This is a genomic window from bacterium (assembly GCA_039961635.1).
GTDB lineage: Bacteria > 4484-113 > 4484-113 > JAGGVC01 > JAGGVC01 > JABRWB01.
The window spans coordinates 45,685-64,001 of sequence record JABRWB010000039.1; the positions used below are offsets into that span (position 1 = coordinate 45,685).

General features: G+C 56.2%; 18 protein-coding genes and 2 tRNA genes. 14 read left to right on the forward strand and 6 right to left on the reverse strand.

Features of this window, described 5'->3' with window-relative positions:
* Positions 1–31 precede the first annotated feature (31 nt).
* The 10 genes from HRF49_06305 to HRF49_06350 all read left to right on the forward strand — a co-directional run bounded on the left by HRF49_06305 (position 32) and on the right by HRF49_06350 (position 6,969).
* Complete coding sequence (locus HRF49_06305; protein ID MEP0814262.1) at positions 32–1,108, forward strand: low specificity L-threonine aldolase; 1,077 nt, start codon at positions 32–34, stop codon at positions 1,106–1,108.
* Between the two features lie 21 nt (positions 1,109–1,129).
* Entirely contained in the window at positions 1,130–1,471 is a 342-nt protein-coding gene (locus HRF49_06310; protein ID MEP0814263.1) for a hydrogenase maturation nickel metallochaperone HypA, read from the forward strand.
* 50 nt (positions 1,472–1,521) lie between these two features.
* Positions 1,522–2,193: a hydrogenase nickel incorporation protein HypB gene (gene hypB, locus HRF49_06315; GenBank protein MEP0814264.1), complete on the forward strand. Its 672-nt coding sequence runs from the start codon at positions 1,522–1,524 to the stop codon at positions 2,191–2,193.
* Between the two features lie 419 nt (positions 2,194–2,612).
* On the forward strand, positions 2,613–2,921 hold the full coding sequence (gene rpsP, locus HRF49_06320) for a 30S ribosomal protein S16 (GenBank protein MEP0814265.1): 309 nt from the start codon (positions 2,613–2,615) through the stop codon (positions 2,919–2,921).
* A gap of 29 nt (positions 2,922–2,950) precedes the next feature.
* A complete protein-coding gene (locus HRF49_06325; protein ID MEP0814266.1) occupies positions 2,951–3,190 on the forward strand; it encodes a KH domain-containing protein in 240 nt (79 codons plus the stop codon).
* Position 3,191: 1 nt separating this feature from the next.
* Positions 3,192–3,692 carry a 16S rRNA processing protein RimM gene (gene rimM, locus HRF49_06330; GenBank protein MEP0814267.1) on the forward strand — a complete coding sequence of 167 codons (501 nt, stop codon included), beginning with the start codon at positions 3,192–3,194 and terminating at the stop codon, positions 3,690–3,692.
* A 16-nt stretch (positions 3,693–3,708) separates the two neighbouring features.
* Positions 3,709–4,425: a tRNA (guanosine(37)-N1)-methyltransferase TrmD gene (gene trmD, locus HRF49_06335; protein MEP0814268.1), complete on the forward strand. Its 717-nt coding sequence runs from the start codon at positions 3,709–3,711 to the stop codon at positions 4,423–4,425.
* A 56-nt stretch (positions 4,426–4,481) separates the two neighbouring features.
* Positions 4,482–4,952 carry a 50S ribosomal protein L19 gene (gene rplS, locus HRF49_06340; protein ID MEP0814269.1) on the forward strand — a complete coding sequence of 157 codons (471 nt, stop codon included), beginning with the start codon at positions 4,482–4,484 and terminating at the stop codon, positions 4,950–4,952.
* A 102-nt stretch (positions 4,953–5,054) separates the two neighbouring features.
* Positions 5,055–5,837 (forward strand): signal peptidase I, encoded by a 783-nt coding sequence (gene lepB / locus HRF49_06345; protein MEP0814270.1) that lies wholly within the window; start codon positions 5,055–5,057, stop codon positions 5,835–5,837.
* Positions 5,838–5,976: 139 nt separating this feature from the next.
* On the forward strand, positions 5,977–6,969 hold the full coding sequence (locus HRF49_06350) for an ornithine cyclodeaminase family protein (protein MEP0814271.1): 993 nt from the start codon (positions 5,977–5,979) through the stop codon (positions 6,967–6,969).
* Between the two features lies 1 nt (position 6,970).
* On the opposite strand, the gene HRF49_06355 is transcribed toward HRF49_06350, so the two are convergent.
* Positions 6,971–9,304: a PAS domain S-box protein gene (locus tag HRF49_06355; GenBank protein ID MEP0814272.1), complete on the reverse strand. Its 2,334-nt coding sequence runs from the start codon at positions 9,302–9,304 to the stop codon at positions 6,971–6,973.
* 143 nt (positions 9,305–9,447) lie between these two features.
* Here HRF49_06355 and HRF49_06360 point away from each other — a divergent pair, with 143 nt between their 5' ends.
* Together HRF49_06360 and HRF49_06365 are read left to right on the forward strand one after the other, a co-directional pair.
* A complete protein-coding gene (locus tag HRF49_06360; protein MEP0814273.1) occupies positions 9,448–10,104 on the forward strand; it encodes a hypothetical protein in 657 nt (218 codons plus the stop codon).
* Complete coding sequence (locus HRF49_06365) at positions 10,101–11,033, forward strand: diacylglycerol kinase family lipid kinase (GenBank protein MEP0814274.1); 933 nt, start codon at positions 10,101–10,103, stop codon at positions 11,031–11,033. Before HRF49_06360 ends, HRF49_06365 begins: the two co-directional genes overlap by 4 nt.
* A gap of 21 nt (positions 11,034–11,054) precedes the next feature.
* On the opposite strand, the gene HRF49_06370 is transcribed toward HRF49_06365, so the two are convergent.
* Positions 11,055–12,044 carry a hypothetical protein gene (locus HRF49_06370; GenBank protein MEP0814275.1) on the reverse strand — a complete coding sequence of 330 codons (990 nt, stop codon included), beginning with the start codon at positions 12,042–12,044 and terminating at the stop codon, positions 11,055–11,057.
* Positions 12,041–13,381, reverse strand: a complete 1,341-nt coding sequence (locus tag HRF49_06375) for a radical SAM protein (GenBank protein ID MEP0814276.1) — start codon at positions 13,379–13,381, stop codon at positions 12,041–12,043. The genes HRF49_06370 and HRF49_06375 overlap by 4 nt, the downstream gene beginning before the upstream one ends.
* A gap of 123 nt (positions 13,382–13,504) precedes the next feature.
* Between HRF49_06375 and HRF49_06380 the strand changes: the two genes are divergently transcribed.
* Positions 13,505–14,137 (forward strand): hypothetical protein, encoded by a 633-nt coding sequence (locus HRF49_06380; protein ID MEP0814277.1) that lies wholly within the window; start codon positions 13,505–13,507, stop codon positions 14,135–14,137.
* Between the two features lie 63 nt (positions 14,138–14,200).
* On the opposite strand, the gene HRF49_06385 is transcribed toward HRF49_06380, so the two are convergent.
* The 3 genes from HRF49_06385 to HRF49_06395 all read right to left on the reverse strand — a co-directional run bounded on the left by HRF49_06385 (position 14,201) and on the right by HRF49_06395 (position 16,664).
* A complete protein-coding gene (locus HRF49_06385; GenBank protein MEP0814278.1) occupies positions 14,201–16,372 on the reverse strand; it encodes a sodium-translocating pyrophosphatase in 2,172 nt (723 codons plus the stop codon).
* A 138-nt stretch (positions 16,373–16,510) separates the two neighbouring features.
* Positions 16,511–16,583: transfer RNA gene (locus HRF49_06390), tRNA-Val, on the reverse strand.
* A 9-nt stretch (positions 16,584–16,592) separates the two neighbouring features.
* Positions 16,593–16,664: transfer RNA gene (locus HRF49_06395), tRNA-Cys, on the reverse strand.
* Between the two features lie 424 nt (positions 16,665–17,088).
* Here HRF49_06395 and HRF49_06400 point away from each other — a divergent pair.
* Positions 17,089–18,237 (forward strand): KamA family radical SAM protein, encoded by a 1,149-nt coding sequence (locus HRF49_06400; GenBank protein ID MEP0814279.1) that lies wholly within the window; start codon positions 17,089–17,091, stop codon positions 18,235–18,237.
* Positions 18,238–18,317 lie beyond the last annotated feature (80 nt).

Below are 18,317 nucleotides of genomic sequence, written 5' to 3' on the forward strand. Positions count from 1 at the left end.
ATGAGAGAGGTACAATTCCCCGGTGAGCAATATGATTCCAAACAATCCTCCCGGCGGACGGCCGGTGGACTTGCGAAGTGACACAGTGACGCGCCCGTCGCCCGCGATGTACGAAGCGATGATGAAGGCGCCGCTGGGCGACGACGTTCTGGGCGACGACCCGACGGTGCTTCGGCTTCAGGAGCGCGTGGCCGAGCTTTTGGGCAAAGAAGCCGCACTTTTCGTTCCGAGCGGCACAATGGCCAACCAAATCGCACTGAAAGTACACACCAGGCCCGGCGACGCGGTGATTTGCGAAGCCGGATGCCATATCCTGAATTACGAGGGCGGCGCGCCGGCGGCGGTTTCGCACATCATCTGCAAGACGATTGCAGGCAAGCACGGGTTGATCACTGCGGACGAAGTCGCCGCTGCCATGAACGACGCTTCAAACAGCCACTTTCCCCGGACATCGCTGGTCGAGCTTGAAAACACGCACAACCGCGCTGGAGGCGCAATCCTACCCCAAAATGAAATAATTGCCGTTAAAGAAGTTTGCAACTTGCGCGGCTCGGCGCTTCACTTGGACGGCGCGAGGCTGTGGAACGCGCATGTCGCGACCGGAATCGCTCTGGACGAACTTGCAAAGCCCGGAGATACGGTAAGCGTCTGCCTGTCGAAAGGGCTCGGATGCCCTGTCGGATCTCTGATCGCGGGATCGCGCGACCACATCGCGTACGCGCACCGCATCCGAAAATATCTCGGCGGAGGTATGCGCCAGGCAGGGATTCTTGCGGGCGCGGGGCTGTATGCCCTAGACCACAACATAGCGCGGCTTGCGGAAGATCACGAGCATGCGAAAATGCTGCACGCTGCATTTTCCGAGTTTCGCGGTGTATTTCCGATCGAACCCGATACAAACATTCTGATAGTGGAGTTTGCAAAAGGCGTGTACGATCCCGAAATCATCCGGCAGGCGCTTGAGCGGCGCGGCGTTCGTTGTCTCACGATAAGTCCGGTGCGCATCCGGCTGGTCCTGCATCTCGATGTATCTCGCGAGCAGTGCGAATACGCGTGCGCGATGGTGAAGGAAGTACTTGGCGCGCTCTCGGAGGCCGCGAACGCGTAGCGCGCTCCGCGGGCTGGGAAAATGCACGAATTCAGCCTGATGGAAAACATCGTTTCTCACGTCAAATCCGCGGCTGCGGAAAACGGAATCGCGAAAGTGGCCCGATTCACCGTAGTCGTCGGCGCGGTGAGCGGCGTGAACATCGAAGCTCTTCGATTCGCCTTTGATATGCACCAAAAGGCGGGCGATCTGCTTGAAGCACTAATGGTAATCGAACAAAAACCCGCGCCGGCGGTTTGCCGGGAATGCGGCGCGCCATTCGAAACCCGGGACTACTGGCCTGTCTGCCCGAAATGTGGTAGCTTGAATGTACGGGTGGATGGCGGGAACGAGTTTTATCTGTCCGAGGTCGAAGGCGAGTAATCGTCGTAGTATTCTCTTCCTGCTCGAATGCCCTGTTAGCGGAGGTGCGGATGGTTACGGTTAAGGTTATGCGTGCTGTGAATGAGGAAAACGACCTCGTCGCAACCGAAGTGCGGCAGATGCTGGCGGATTACCGCGTCGTGGCGCTAAATCTGATGAGCAGCCCGGGAAGCGGCAAGACCAGCCTGCTCGAAAGAACGCTCGACCGGATGGGAGGCGAGTGGCGGTTCGGCGCAATCGTCGGCGACCTTTTCACGACGCGGGATGCCGACAGACTGGCGGCCCGCGGCGTACCCGTCGTCCAGCTGAATACCGAAGGCAGCTGCCACCTGACGGCGCACATGATCCGCGAGTCGCTGCAGGAGTTCGACAAGGACGCGCTGGACTGTTTATTCATTGAGAACGTAGGCAATCTCGTATGTCCGGGCGGGTTCGATCTCGGCGAGGACTACCGCATCGCGGTGCTTTCCACAACCGAAGGCGGCGACAAGGTGGAAAAGTATCCGCGCGTATTCCGGCAGGCAAGCGCGAGCGTGATAACGAAAACCGACCTGCTGGAATACTTGGATTTCGACCTTGCGGACGTGATCGCTCACCTGCAGCTTCTCAATCCCGAAGCGCCAGTTTTTCCACTTTCCACCAAAACTGGAGAGGGGATGGAAGATTGGTGCACCTGGCTGCGCGATTTACTTGCCGGCGCGGCATCCACCTCCGGCGTTTGAACTTTAAAATTGAAATCCGAGACCGATGCGGGCGGCATCAGCCACTCGTAAATAGTATCGGGCAACGGCAAGTAATGCGCAGCTTTCCACTGCTGTCAAAAAAGGCAATTGAACGGGACGGGGCAAAGCCGCAAGGAAAAAATGCTGCGGTTGGCCGCCGGTGCAAGTTCCGCGCGTCGTCTAAAGATCCGCATTTCAATCAACACGGTATTCGGGCGAGACAGTAATCCGACGGCAATATAATAGGCTTCGGCTCGATGAACCCTCAAATCCGTCTTAATGAAAAGGATAGAGCTTCTTCTGAATCCTTGCTATTTACATTTGTTTTCCTCGGATGTATAATGTAAGGCTCACGTCGGGCAAGAGGTGTTTGCCGGACTTGCGGCGTGTCATGTCATTCATAGGCAGGTTTTTAGGAAATGGCTGTCAAGCTGAGGCTGTTTAGGGTAGGCAAGAAGAAGCAGTCGTACTTCCGCGTTGTCGCGAAGGAGCAACGCTCGCCGCGCCAAGGGAAGTATCTGGAGGAAGTCGGTTTCCTTAATCCTCATGCAGATCCGGAGGAAGTTAAGCTCAACTCCGAGCGCATCCGCTGGTGGCTCGAGCACGGCGCGGAACCTACCGAAACGGTCGCTCGGCTTATCAAGAACCACACCGACGTCCCCATTGCCGCTAAGTACCTTCCCGGTACTAAAACCGGCAAGGCCCGCAAGGCCGAAGCTGCATCCTAGTTACGCGCACGGTACAAGGAGGAATTTCGATGACCGATTACAAGGAACTTCTGATTGCGCTGGTAAGCAAGATCGTTGACAACCCGGACGAGATCAGCGTTCGTGAAGTCGAAGGTGAACGCGCTGCGATCCTGGAACTCCGGGTGAACGAAAACGACATCGGAAAGGTGATCGGCCGTGAAGGCAGGATCATCAATGCCCTTCGAACGCTGGTCAAGGCGGCCGCTGGGCGGGAAAACAAGCGGATCACCGTAGAGCTTTTGAGTTGACATGCTTGTTGTATTGGGCCGTGTGAAAGGGGCTCACGGGGTCCGTGGTACATTGAAGTGCGAATATGTGACGGACAGACCGGCCACGCTTCAGGGCTACGCTTACTTCATTCTTAGCGACGAGATTACAGGCGAGGCGGTCATCGTTCGCCATCCAAAAGTGTCGCTTCGCGGAACCGACTTTTTGTTAAGCACGCCAAGCGTTCCTAATCGAAATGTCGCTTCCGGTATGTCTGGATGGCTGGTGGAAGCGCCGGCGTCGCTTGTGCCTCCCCGCTCGAATGGCGAGTTTTTTCCATGGCAGTTGGTGGGACTCTGCACCGTCAATGAAAGCGGGGCCGAGCTTGGGTTCGTGCAAGACGTGTTTTTCACGGCAGCCGGCGCTGTTCTTCAAATCCAAGGCGTCCGCGGCGAAATACTTTTGGCGTTCTCCGGGGATGCTGTAATCGATGTCGATCTGCCCGGGGGCAGACTGGTGGTGACCGACTACGTCGGCAATTAGTCCCAAGAGCCCTAAAATGAAGATTTACATCGTTACAATCTTTCCCGGGCTGACCGAACAGGTCGGAAAATTCGGAATCGTCCGGCGCGCCATCGAAGCCGGGAAGCTGCACTTTGAATCTGTAGATCTCAGGAATTACACTACGGACTCCCACCGCAGCGTGGACGACTCGCCGTTCGGAGGCGGGCCGGGTATGGTATTCCTGCCCGAACCGGTATTTGCAGCCGTCGAAGATGTATACCAGAAGTCGGGCTGCAAGCCGTATGTGGTTTACCTATCCCCGCAAGGGGAACTGATGAACCAGAGACTTGTGGACGAACTTGCCGGTAAGGAATGCCTGGTGCTGATTGCAGGACGCTACGAGGGAATCGACCAGCGGGTACTCGATGTGCTCGTTGACAAGGAAATTTCCTTTGGAGATTACATTCTGTCCGGCGGAGAGCTTCCCGCAATGGCTCTTGTGGACGCGATTGCGAGGAAAATACCGGGAGCACTTGGAAATGAAGGAAGCCATGAGTCGGAAAGTTTTTCCAACGGCTTGCTTGACTTCCCGAACTACACGAGGCCGGAGAACTTTCGAGGATGGCGGGTTCCCGAAATTTTGTTGACCGGGAACAAAGCGACCGTTGAAAGGTGGAGGCGTTGGCAGTCGTTGCGGGTCACGAGAATCAAGCGCCCCGACCTGTGGGAAAAGTATTGCCGCAGATTTTTGCGGCCGGAAGTGAACTCATAGGCGCCTAAGTGCGTCGGATTATTTCAATTGCCGCATTGCGGCAAACGAGGTGTGCGATGGTTGACAAGGTGTTGGATCACAGCAAGGAAAAGTGGTATCACAAGCTCAAGGCCTATGACGAGGGCTTGAGCAAGGATGAGTTGCCGGATATCGTTCCCGGCGATATCGTACGCGTTCACGTGAATATTTATGAAGAAGCGCCGGGCGCGGCCGCCGGTCTTAAGAAGATCCACAGGATAGCCGCAAAAGGAAAGGAAAAGAAGGAAGAAAAGATCGAGCGCGTCCAGGTTTTTGAAGGCACCGTTATAAGGATTCACGGCAAAGGCCTTTCGCGCACCGTCACCGTTCGCAAACTTTCCAGCGGAATCGGCGTCGAAAAAACTTGGTTTCTTCATTCTCGAAAGGTTTCCAAAATTGAAGTGCTCAGACATTCCAGGGTAAGGCGCTCCAAGCTTTACTACCTTCGGGACAGAGTAGGAAAGGCGACATCGCTCAAGGAACGCAGGCGGGAGCCGAAGGCGCAATAGTCAGCCATGTTTAAAAAGCGCGCACCAAAGGAACAGAGCAGTCGGCCCAAGGTGGAATTCAATCCCAGCCGCATCCGCTCCAATGGCACAAGCAAGTCCGGAATGCGGATAACCTATCCTGCGCCACTTTCCAAACCCGACACTGTGAAAATTTCGCGCGGCAGCTTTTCCGCAAAAGAAATCATCCGGTCGGTAACCCTCCCGCCCGGTCAAAGTGAGTATTCCCTGGAAATCGTCAGCGCTTCGCGGCCGGGAATCTGCCGCATTTCAAGCGACCAAGGAGTCCGGGCAGAGCTTGCGTTTTATCCGAGCCATTTCCAAGCCGTAATATACGACTGGATACCCACATTGGTAATGGCGCTTTTAATCGCGCTTTTCTTGAGAAGCTACGTTGTGGCCGCATTTTACATTCCCAGCAAGTCAATGGAGCCGACACTTTTGGTTCACGACCGGCTTATCGCCGATAAGCTTTCGTTTTCACTTAAATTCGGAGAACTGAAGCGCGGTGATGTTGTGATCTTTCATCCACCGCCCGAAGCCGGAGCGAATCAAATTGAAAAAGACTATATAAAGCGCGTAATCGGGCTTCCGGGGGATACGGTTGCGGTGCACGATGGTACCGTATGGGTAAATGGCGTGGCGCTTGACGAGCCGTATATTCAGTCTCCGCCGGATTATTACCTTGAAGAGCAAATTGTTCCTTCCGACAGCGTATTTGTGCTCGGCGACAACAGGAACAACTCAAAGGACAGCCATGCCTGGGGTTTCCTGCCGATAAAAAACATCCAGGGACGTGCACTGTTTATATTTTGGCCGCCGGGAAGGATAGGTTTGATAACTCATGGCGGCGGCAACGCACCCGAAACCGGGGCTTTCGCCAACTAGCCCGGTCCTGTTTTTGCCGCTCAAATCTCATTTGGAAACATTACCCCGTAACGCGTCCTCCGTTGATTGACCAATCCCGATAGGTTTGCGATAATTCACGTGCGGGCCGAGCGCCCGCGCAATCTCGCCGGAGGGGAAGATGACCCTGATTCTTTCGCGCACAGACGTCCAGGAGCTTCTGGACATGCACACGACGATTGAAATTCTCGAACCCGCGTTCGCGTCGTTGTCCGCGGGGAAGGCGGTGATGCCGACGCGTACCCCGATAAAGGTTGAAGACGAAGGCGGTCTCGCCCTTTTCATGCCCGCGCTTATTCCCGATCTTGGCGCACTCGGTGCGAAAATCGTCACGGTTTACAAGGAAAATCCGTCCAAGTTCGGTATTCCAAACGTGCTCGGAACGATTGTGCTTCTCGATAAAGCGTCCGGCGACCCGGTTTGCATAATGGAAGGCGGATTTCTGACGGCGATGCGCACAGGCGGCGCGAGCGGCGTCGCGACAAAACACATGGCTCGCGCGGATTCGAAGGTGCATGTCGTATTCGGAACCGGCGTACAGGCGCGCACGCAGGCCTGGGCGGTTGCGGCCGCCGCGCAGGGGCTGCAAAAATGCATCGTCCACAGCTTGGATCCGCCGGAAATGAAACACCAATTCGCCGAGGGGATATTAAAGCTGACGGGGATTCAAACATCGGTCGCGGAAAGCGCAGAAGCCGCTACGCGTGAAGCGGACATTCTCACTCTCGCGACAAGCTCGGCCGAGCCTGTAATTTCGGCCGACTGGCTTAAGCCCGGGGTGCACATCAACGGCATCGGCAGCCACACCGCGAACATGCGCGAGATAGATACCGAAACGGTGGTCAGATCTCGCATCGTCTGCGACCACGTTGCTTCCTGCAAGGCGGAAGCCGGCGATTTCATCATTCCGGCAAACGAGGGTAAATGGAACTGGAATGCGGTCGTCGGGGAGCTTGGGGAAGTTGTCTCTGGCAAAGTTGACGGACGCACATCCAACGACGAAATCACGCTCTTTAAGAGCGTGGGACTGGCAATTCAAGATTTAAGCGTTGCTCGCGCCGTGTTTCAGAAGGCGCTGGAAAAGGGCCGCGGGTTGAATTTCAATTTCCGGTGACTCAATCGTTTTGCTGCTCGCACGGTGGTTTGTCCAGTGCTTCGCGCACCTTGCGAAGCAAGAGGTCGGGATTATACGGCTTGGCCAACATCTCCACTCCGAGTTCCCGCGCAAGCCTGATTTGCGGTGTTTCAGCGCTGTAACCGCTGGCAAGCAGCGCCCTGACTTGGGGTTTGATGCCGCGTATTCTGTCCAAAGCGTCCGGACCTCCAATGCCCGGCATGACAACATCTAGGATAACCAAATCTATCTTGTCGGCGTTTTCTTGGTAAATTCGAACCGCTTCCAATCCATTCGCCGCCGTCAGGACTTTATAGCCCTTGTTTGTTAGCAACCTGACCGCCATGTTCTGAAGCAGTTTTTCATCCTCCGCAACCAAAACAGTTTCATTTCCGCCCCGTATCTGCTCCTCTATTTTAGTTCCCACGCTGGATGCGCTTCGCTCCACAATCGGGAAATAAACCTTTACTGTGGTTCCCTTTCCTTCTTCGCTGTATATGTGAACAAAGCCGTTGTGCTGCGAAACTATGCCGTGCACCGACGCAAGACCCAGCCCGGTTCCTTTCCCGACCTCTTTCGTTGTAAAAAACGGCTCGAAAACGTGCTCCATCACTTCACGCGACATGCCAAATCCGCTGTCGGACACAGTCATCAGGACGTAGCGGCCGGGCGGCGACCAAGGGTGAGACTCGTTGTAAACGCCGTTGATTACAATGTTCTCCGTTTCTATCGTCAGCCGACCGCCGTTCGGCATCGCATCGCGCGCATTGGTGGCAAGATTTAGCACGACTTGCTCAACCTGACTTGGATCCGCGTGGATCTTGCCCAGGCGGTGACCGAATATTACTTCGAGTTCGATGTTTTCTCCGATAACGCGCTTAAGAAGTTTCGTGGTGGATTCCAGCAGATTATTCAAATCCAAGTCTACGGGATCCAATATTTGCCGTCGGCTGAACGCGAGTATGCGCGAGGTCAAATCCGCGGCGCGCTGGGCGGCCGAGCGGATTTCCTCAAGATCGGTAAAAACTTGGCTCGCAGGATCCAGATTGGCCATAGCCAGCTCCGCAAAGCCCAAAATCCCGGTAAGCAGGTTGTTGAAATCGTGCGCAATTCCGCCCGCAAGTTGGCCTATCGCTTCAAGTGTTTGAGATTGCAAAAGCTGATTTTCCAACAGCTTTCGGCCTGTCACGTCGCGGACAACCGCCGTTGCAAAATCCTTTTCCCCTGACCTGCGATGGGTAAGCGACAACTCGATAGCGAACTCCGTGCCATCTTTGTTTATACCCTCAATTTCCACAGGCTTTTTGGAAAAGGCCTGCTTCCCGAATTCCGGGAGCCGTTTAAACTGCTCTTCCAACCTCCCCCGATATCTGATCGGCAAAAGCTCGGCAAGGCTTTTGCCTATCAACTCGTTCTCCGCGTACCCGAATATCTTTTCAGCCGCGGAATTGCATAATTCGATAGTCATATCGTCTTTGCACGACAAAATCGCGTCGGACGATGAGGAAATGATGCTTTTGAATTTTTCGCCGCTTTCAATCAGCAACCGCTCCGCGCGCTTGCGTTCGGTTATCACGTCGAAAATCGCGACAAAGTGCTCTTTTTGAGGGCTGTAAACCGAAACCGCGAACCACATGTCAAGCGACTTTACGTAGGTTTCAAAGACCTCGGGAACTCCGGAACTGGCCACCCTGCCGTATATTTCAAAAAGCTCGGGATCGGTTTCCCTTATGCCGGGAATCACTTCCGTCACCCGTTTCCCAACAACGTTTTTTAGCCCGGTTAGTTTTTCGAACGCATCATTAACCGCCAAGTAAACAAAATCCTCCGGAACTCCGTTTTCATAAACCATGCGGCAATATGCGAAACCGTTGAGCATATGTGTAAAAAGCGAATGATAAAGTCTTTCGCTTTCAATCAACTCGGACTCGGTTTTAATCACGTCCGTCAAATCTACGGAGAGCATCAAAACGAGTTTTTCTCCGGATTCGCCCTCGATGCGCTGCTTCAGGGTTCGGTATTTCCGGGTTTCGCCGTTTTTGTGAGTGACGTTTTCCAATGCCAGCAGGGGCTGACCATTTGATATTACCTGCCTGTCTTCCGCCAGCCATTTTTCCACAAGCGGCTGCGACCAGCCGGTCTGGATGGAAAGTTCCTTAACGCGCTTTCCCTCCAATTGCGATGGCGACATTCCAAAAAAACCCGCATATTTTGCGTTGGCTAGGATTATCCTGCCGTCCGCGTCGCGGACAGCAATGATATCCGGACTGGCGTCGATGATATGTCGCAGGAACGTATCGCCGTTCCCGCTCAAAGTTTTTTTGTTCGCTGTCAATTCCCGGCCCCGGCAAAACGCTTTATTTGGGCATCAGCCTCGGGCATTATATAGCCAAATGCGAGGTTTGAAAAGTGAGTATTTGCGTCGCGGAATGTTACGCGAAGCCCTTTTAAAGAGGCTGCTATAATGCCGCGGTGCTATTGATCGCCAGCCTTCCCGCAAACGACGCCGCTCTTGCGAAAGCGGCCGCCGGCAACGGCGCGGATATGGTCAAAATCCACCTGAACGTAACCCACCGGGCCAGCGGGACGCTTTTCGGCGGATGGAACGAGGAAAAGCCGCGGATTCAGGCTGTGCTTGACGCTGTGAATATCCCCGTCGGCGTCATGCCCGGCAGCGAAGTCGTCGCGGGCAGGGAAGACTGGAACGAAATGCTTGACGCTGGAATTTCATTCTTTGACATTTATGCGCACCATATGCCCGCATGGATGTGGCGGCTGCCGATAAAGAAGATGCCTGCGATTGCCGAAATTCCCTCATCACCGGTTCTGATGAACATCTGCCGCGGCGCGTACAATTCCGCCGCGGACTGGCTTGAAGCGAGCATCATCAACCCCGAAGATTACGGGAAACCACTAAACGCGGAAGACCTGGCGAAATACCGGTGGATTTGCGAGTGCGTGGATACTCCCGTTGTGATTCCGACTCAAAAAGCCATCTCGCCGCTCGATCTGCCCGCGCTTGCCGAAGCCGGAGTAGCGGCCATAATGGTTGGAAAAATCGTAACAGGCGACACCGTCGCCTCGCTCGGTAAGGCGGTTGCGGAATTCCGCAAGGCCGCGGACGAAATAAAATGAGGAATTTCCGCGACGGGGCGCGGAAAAAACCGCCCTGCCCTTTTCCGGCGAAAGCGAAAGACCTGGACGTCCTTATATTCATCAAGCCCGCGCAGCTTCCGCTCAAGCCGGAAATCGAAAAACATGCGCGCAAAGTATTCCACCGCGCTAATACGGTTTGCCCCGAAGACCTGGACCAGCTCGAAAAAACTGCGTCTCGCGCCGCGGGCAGCTTCAACCTGATAATGGCCGCCGGCGGAGACGGAACGCTTAACCGCATCGTCAACGCGCTGGATACGGCGAAGTGCGGAATAGCTGTTATCGCGCTCGGAAGCGGAAACGACTTCGCCCGCAACTTCCACAATCCGGGCCAGCTGCGGGACAAGCTAACAATGTTCGAAGGCGCGGAATGGCGCGCGGTTGATTTGTGCAAGGCCGGGCCGTATTACTACATCAACTCCGGCGGGATCGGCCTGGACGCGGCCACGCTTGCGACGCGCGAAAAATCGCGCGGCAAGTTTCTGCGCGATTACAACATCGCGTTCCTGCGCACGCTGCCGCGGCTATCCGCGCTCGAATGCCGCGCATCGCTGGATGGCGCGGACGTTTCGGGCAGATACCTTTGGGCGCTCGCAATGAACAACCGCGAAATCGGCGGCGGGATGCTGGCCGCTCCGGATGCTCGGATTGACGACGGACTTTTCGACGTCTTGCTTGTAGGCGACATTCCGAAAATCAGGCTTGGAGTGCTTCTCCCGCTGATCCACAAGGGAACGCACGTCCGCCATCCCGCGGTGAAATACGTTCAAGGCAAGTCGCTTTCGATTGAGCTTCCCGGCGCGATAAAACACCTTGCGCTCGACGGAGAGCTTTACTTCACGTCCGAATCCAAAATCGAATTCCGCGTGCTTCCGGGCGCGGCATGGGTGTTCGGGGCGTTCGTGCGATAGCCGCTCGCGAAATGGATCTAACTACCCTTTCGGCCGCAGCCGCTCGAACATGTTCAGTGCGCTTGCAGCGATGCGCATTTGGTCGCCCTTGTCGGTGTGGTAGCCGGTCTTGCCGCTGTCCGGGTCCTGACGGATGACGCAGATACTCACGTCTTTTTCGTTTTTATATTCCGTGATATCGCGCCCCGGCGCCCTGAGGCCGGCCATTTTCTGTTTCAGGTTGTAACTCCTGTCGGCAACGATGACCGCGTAAAAATACGGATAGTTCGTTCCCTGAACGCTGTTCAGCGAAACCTGGAACTGGACGCCGTAAAGCTCCTTCGGCGCATCTTTGAAATTGGCCTTCAACTGAAGGTCGTACGGGATTTTCCGGTCGCCTCCGACTTCGCTGTAATACTTCGCCTGCAGCTTGACTGAAAGCGTTGGGTCGTTGGATACGATCGGATAAACGTTTTCGAATACCCCAAGCTTGATGTCCAACAGCTCCGGCCTCCAAGCCGTAACCCCTCCGCCCCCTGCTTGCGGAATGAAAAACGCGATCAAGTTGGACAAAACAAACGTAACCGCCGGATTAAGCCCGCCGCCCTCGTTGAATCCCGCGGACATGAACCAGCCGAACGCGCAAATCCCTACTATCACCCAGTAGCAACCGCCCAGGCCGGCCGAGCCGACTTTGCGGCTTTGCTGCACCAGCTTTTTCAGCGCGGGAAGCTTTGCCGGATCCAGCTCCTCCCAGTCGCCCGCTTTGAACGGCTTCGTTCCGTCGTTCGTGTCGAATTCCAGCTTCGAGCGGGACTTCGATTTGGGAGCGTTGGAAGCACCCTTTGGAAGAAGCAAAATGCTTGCCGTCAATACAAGCGCGAGCCCAATGACCCAGGAAACAAGGTGCATGAAAACAACTTGAATCAATAGCCCAGCGGCGAGCAGAACAAATCCAAGCGCGGGATTTCCGCCTTCCGATTCGGCTTTGCGGAGTGCGGCCAATTTGGGACTGACAGCACCTTGGGTCATGATTGCACCTCAATATTCTCCTTTGCTTTGCCCAGCTCCCCCGTTCCCACCGCGTCCCAGTACAGCGGACATGCCGCTTGGCACACGGTCAAGCTCGCGCAGCCGCGGCACGCATCCGGCGCGTACTCCTTCGCCCGTATCGACGCCGCGCGCGCGCTGCCCCATGCTTCCTTGAACGGCTGCATGAGCAGGTTCCCGACAGGCTCGTTCCAGGAACTGCATGGCAGGACGCCGCCGTCAGGCGCGACCGAAAGCAACCCGTCGCACGCGGCGCACGCCTTGTTGCCGAGGCCGAGCGGAATCGGGTTGAACATGCAGAGCGGCGTCGGCGAATACCACATAAACTTGCGTTCCGCATTTTCCGCCGCCTTGCGGATGCGCTCGACGACCGGGCCTATTTCCTCGTATTTCACCCAAAGGTCGCGCGCGCCGGAGCCGTGCCCGCACGGAATCATCAGGTTCATGCTGAACCGGTCCAGCCCCATTTCGGAATAAAGCGCGGGAAGCTCATCCAGATACTGCAGGTTCGCCCGGTTTATCGTCGTGTTTGCGTGGACATGTATCCCCGCGTTATTCAGACGCGCGATTCCGCGCATCGCGCGCGCGAAACTGCCTGCGACCCGCGTTATTCCGTCATGCACCTCCGCGCTTGGCCCTTCGATCGACACCTGCGCGCTGTCCAGCCCGGCCGATTTCAACTCCCCGACGAGCCTTTCAGACAGCATCGTCCCGTTCGTTATTAAATTGACGCGCATCCCGTTCGATTTGGCGTGGCGAACCGCGTCGGGAAGCCACGAGACAAGAGTCGGCTCGCCGCCGGTAAAGCTGACGGAAGGCACTTCGGCTTCGTACCGAATCACGTCCAGCACGCGCTTGCACTGCGCAAGCGTCATCGTCTCGGCGCGCTCCGGGCAGCTGCCCGCGTAGCAGAACGCGCACCGGACGTTGCACTTGTAAGTAATGGCGATTTCTGAAAGCACCGGAAGCTCGGTAACCGGCGGCGCGAACTGCACTTTTTCGATGGCCATCCGCTCCTCGCCGTCGCGGAGGCAGCCGAGCAGTATCGCCCGGAGATCCTGGAAGAAATAGAAAAGTTCCAGCCGGACATCGCGGCGCAAAAGGAGCGGCCCCATGACTTCGGAAAGCTTCGCGCCGCCGTGAAGCCGCGACAGAATATCCAAGCCGGAATCGTTGAGCTTGTAAACCTGGTTCGGAACGAGGATAAGAACCTTGTCGGCCCTGCGGATGAAGGAATGCGGCCGGATCTCGGCCACGAAGCCGTCCACCCAGGACAGGTCCGGATCGAAATCCTCCGGCAGCCCGGGCGCTATTCGCACGCTTTGTCCGCCGTCTCCCACGCTGCGATTTTAGCATCGGGCGTCATTATTCAAGCGGTTCCGAGCCCCGCCGATAAACATTCCGGGTGCGTTCGCCCCGGATCCGGAGAGTATAATTTGGGCGTGGGCTGGCATTTCAAAAGGCGCGTTACCGCCGCGGCGGCGGCTATGCTCGCGTGCGCGCTCACATTCGCACTCGGAGCTTGCAACAAGGGCGAGGAAACGCCATTGACACCCGCAGAGCAATCCGAAGCCAGCTTGAAAGAGCTTTCATCTTCGCTTCTTAAAAATCTCCACAAAACAATCAGCGTTCTCGCGGTGGTGGATCATGCCGCGCCCGCGGCCGCGGGTGCGCAAGGGGGCGAGCCTGCGGTTGGCGCAACAGGCCAGGATTCCGCAATAGCAACTTCGCTCGCCAGAGAGCGAATCGTCCGCGCGGCATTGACTTCCGTGCTTGTTGGAAACTCCAAGTTCGTCGTCATAGATCCCCCGGACACGGTAATACGCGAGTTTTATCAAATTCTAAGCGATAAAAACGCGAACGCACTTTCCGTTGACGAGGCTCGACGCGCCGGAATCGCGCTGTCCGTGGACGCGGTCGTGACCGCATTCGTCGAAGATGACGGAAAGAGGGTGGACGTGGCCGCAACCTCCACCGAAACCGGCAAGGTGGTTTTCCACGAAATACTGGTGGATTGGGATTACAAAAAGCTTACGGACGAAGAAAAATCCGCGCAGGCGGAAAACAAAAAGTAGGGGCGGTTAATCCGCCCCCGCATTTCTGGCGGGAGGGAATCAACCCCGCCCGTACACCTCAATTTAACCTGCGATGAACAGCGCTGCGAGAACGAGCGTGATCGTCGACGCGAGCTTCATCAGAACGTGCAGGCTCGGCCCGGCGGTATCCTTGAACGGATCGCCCACAGTGTCGCCGGTTACACCGGCCTTGTGCGCATCGCTGCCTTTTCCGCCGTGCGCACCCGTTTCTATGAGTTTTTTGGCGTTGTCCCACGCGCCGCCGCCGTTGTTAAGGTAAAGCGCCATGACGACGCCGGCGATAGTGACGACCATCAGGTATGCCGCAGCAGCCTTTGCGCCCATAAAGACGTCGGGCGACCCCGTAAGCTGGGCGAAAATGCGGATGCCCACGCCTACGACAACAGGCGCGAGCACCGCGAAAGCGCCTGGAAGAACCATCTCGCGAAGCGCCGCGCGCGTAACAATGTCAACGCAAGGCCCGTACTCCGGCTTGCCCGGATTCTCTTTGGCGAAAATGTTCTTTTCTTTGATCTGGCGGCGCACCTCGACGATGATGTCCTGCGCCGCCCGGCCTACCGCCCGGATCGCGAACGCGCAGAATGCGAACACGACCATCGCGCCCACGAACGCGCCTACGAAAATCGCGGGTTCGCCCAAATCAACCGGCAGCTCGTGAATCACGCCGCCTGAAGTTGCAATCACTTTCTCGATGTAAGCCTGAAAGAGAAGAAACGCCGCCAGAGCCGCGCTGCCCACCGCGTATCCCTTCGTTATCGCCTTGGTGGAATTGCCGCAGGAATCAAGCCTGTCGGTGCGCTCGCGCACTTCTTCCGGCTGACCGGAAAACTGGGCGATGCCTCCAGCGTTGTCGGTAATCGGGCCGAACGTGTCCATCGCAAGGATGAACGCACACGTGGAGAGCATTCCCATTGTCGCGATCGCCGTGCCGTAAAGACCGGCCACCAGCCCCGGCGCGCTGGGCATTCCAAGCTGCCCGAAAAGGAACGAAAGCAGAATCGAAAGCCCGATCGCAATCACCGGATAAAGCGTCGATTCCATTCCCACCGACGAGCCTTCGATGATCACGGTCGCATGTCCGGTTTCGGCGGATTTGGCTATGCGCTTGACGGGACCGAAACGCAGATCCGTGTAATAAGTCGTCAGGTATACGAATACAAAGCTCATTATCACACCAATCACGCCGGCGGCGAACAGCCACAGCCACTGTGTGCTTTCGGTGTTGAGCATCGTGTACGTTGCTATTCCAAGACCCACAATGCAAAAAACACTCGTGATTCCGTATGCGCGATTCATCGCGTCCATCGGATCCTTGTCTTCCGCCGTCCTTACCAGGAATACGCCGATAATCGAAGCCATGAGTCCGAACGCACGGGCGGCCAGCGGAAACAGGATACCGTTCAACCCGAACACCGGATACAGCATTACGCCTAAAATCATCGCTCCGATATTTTCGGCGGCGGTGGATTCGAACAAATCCGCGCCGCGGCCCGCGCAGTCGCCGACGTTGTCGCCGACTAGATCCGCGACCACCGCGGGATTCTGCGGATCGTCCTCGGGTACACCCGCCTCGATCTTGCCTATGATATCCGCACCGACATCCGCGGCTTTCGTGTATATTCCGCCGCCGAGTTGTGCGAAAAGCGCAACGAACGACGCACCGAATGCATACCCGACTATTAGGAAGGGCGCCTGGTTGCCATGCGCCAGATCGGGCGCAACCAGATTGACCAGCAGATAAAGCCCGCCGACGCCGATAAGCGAAAGTGCCACAACCGCGATTCCGGTTACCGCGCCCCCGCGGAAACTGATTTGCAGCGCCTTGTTGAGACTCGTAATCGCCGCGTTGGCGGTGCGCAGGTTGGCTTCGACGGAAGTGTACATGCCGATCATTCCCGCGAGAGCGGAACACGCCGCTCCAAGGAGAAAGGCGGTTGCGGTCAACCATCCGGGAATAAGAACGTTGCCTTCTCCCCGAATCGGCACGAAATACAAAATCGCCGCAACCACGATCGCGAGGATTGCAATCGTCGTGTATTGCCGCTTAAGAAACGAGTACGCGCCCTCGCGGATCGCTTTCGCGACCTCCTGCATTTTGTCGCTGCCTTTCGGCTGCGCGAATATAAATGCAATCAACCAACCGGCGACACCAAGCCCCCCTATGGAGGCGATGCCGATAATCGGCCATGCCAACTTGAACGTTTCAGGAATCATCGCTTCACCCATCTTGAAATATATGGCGGACTTCCCTAAGGAAAAATTTGCGGGAGCCCAATATCCCCAGGTTTCGGGCCTATAAAAAACAGGCCGGACGCCCGGCCGTTTCCCGGAGGCGCGTCCGACGGCATTCCTTGGGCGGTAGTGGGATCGAACCACCGACCTCTTCGGTGTCAACGAAGCGCTCTAGCCACTGAGCTAACCGCCCATCAAAAAAAGGAGGCGACCGGAATCGAACCGGTGTGTAAAGGTTTTGCAGACCTTCGCCTTACCACTTGGCTACGCCTCCCGGCAGGGTCCGCGATTGGAACAACTTCCTTGCGCGGGATGGGCATTATAGCGCACGCCATATGCGCGGTCAACAACTTAAACGCGCTGTTCATATGCGAAAAACGCTATATTTGATGCCGATTCCGAGATTATCCTGGGAAAATATTGGGAAAATCTATTGATAACTCAAAAACGCGTGCAAAACGCGAGCGCGGCCGGGTATAATGAATTAACAGCGCCGATAAGGCTTCACCGGGACAATGCCCGATGGCGAAGTAAGCTCCCGCTCTTTCGCCGGCTCTCCATCCGCGCGTGAAATCGCGGCCGGAAAACGCCTGCGACGTATACGAATCCGTCTTCGCCGGACGGAACTGCCCGACGAGCCTCGGCGCTCACAAGGGCGCTTGCCCCAGGCATAACTACCAAACCAAAGGAGGACGGCTATGGACAAGTTTTACAGCGCCGCCGAGCGGAAGAGGGTTGAGTCGCACCCGCAGGGCGTCAAGTACATCAAGGATGTCGGGAAGGTGTACACGATTCCGGAAGAGCGCAGGGCACGGCTGGCGGAGGTGCAGGAGAAGTACGCGTTCAGAGCGAACGATTACTACCTATCGCTGATCGATTGGAACGATCCGAAAGATCCAATCATGCGAATTGTGATCCCCGACGAAGACGAGCTGATCGAGGACGGGATACTCGATCCTAGCGACGAGGCGAGCATCACCGTCGCTCCGGGATGCGAGCACAAGTATTCCAACACGGCGCTTCTGCTTTGCAACGACATCTGCGGAAGCTTTTGCCGTTTTTGCTTCAGAAAGAGGCTTTTCATCCACGGAAACGACGAAGCGAAAAAGGACGTTTCGCCGGGGATCGAATACATCAGGAACCATCCCGAAATAGACAACGTTCTATTGACGGGAGGCGATCCGCTTCTGCTTTCGACCAAGAAACTACGCACTATCGTCGAGCAGGTGATGTCGATTCCGCATGTGAAAGTGCTCCGAATCGGAAGCAAGATGCCCGCGTTCAATCCTTATCGGATTACGGACGATCCCGAACTTGATGCTTTGCTGCGGGAAGTGAACGAAAACGACTGCCAGGTGTACATAATGGCGCACTTCAATCATTCACGCGAGCTGACCGAAGAAGCAACCGAAGCGATTTGGCACTTAAGGCGCGCCGGTTGCCGCGTTCACAACCAGACTCCGCTTTTGGCGGGAATCAACGACAATCCCGACGTGCTTTGCGCGCTAGCAAACAGGCTGTCGTACATCGGAGTGACTCCGTATTACCTTTTCCAGAACCGGCCGATCGCCGGGAACAAGGCGTTCAAGGTGCCCCTGATGCGCGGATCGCGCATTTTCGAGCAGGCAAAGCGGCGAATGAGCGGGGTTGCCAAGATGCAACGCTATGTGATGAGCCACAGGCTGGGGAAAGTGGAAATCGTGGGTGTGGAAAACGGGCGCATTTATCTGCGGTTCCACCAGAGCAAGTTTCCCGAAAACGAAGGACGGTTCTTTTCCTGCCCGGTGAACGAAGATGCGTATTGGCTGGACGACCTCGACTTGCCGCAAGACATCCGGCAATTTTGAACCACAGTCGGTTTTAGCAAGCACGGTTTGATTGGAGACCGGCGAAACCTGTATTTGCCGATGAATTTCCGCGATTCGGA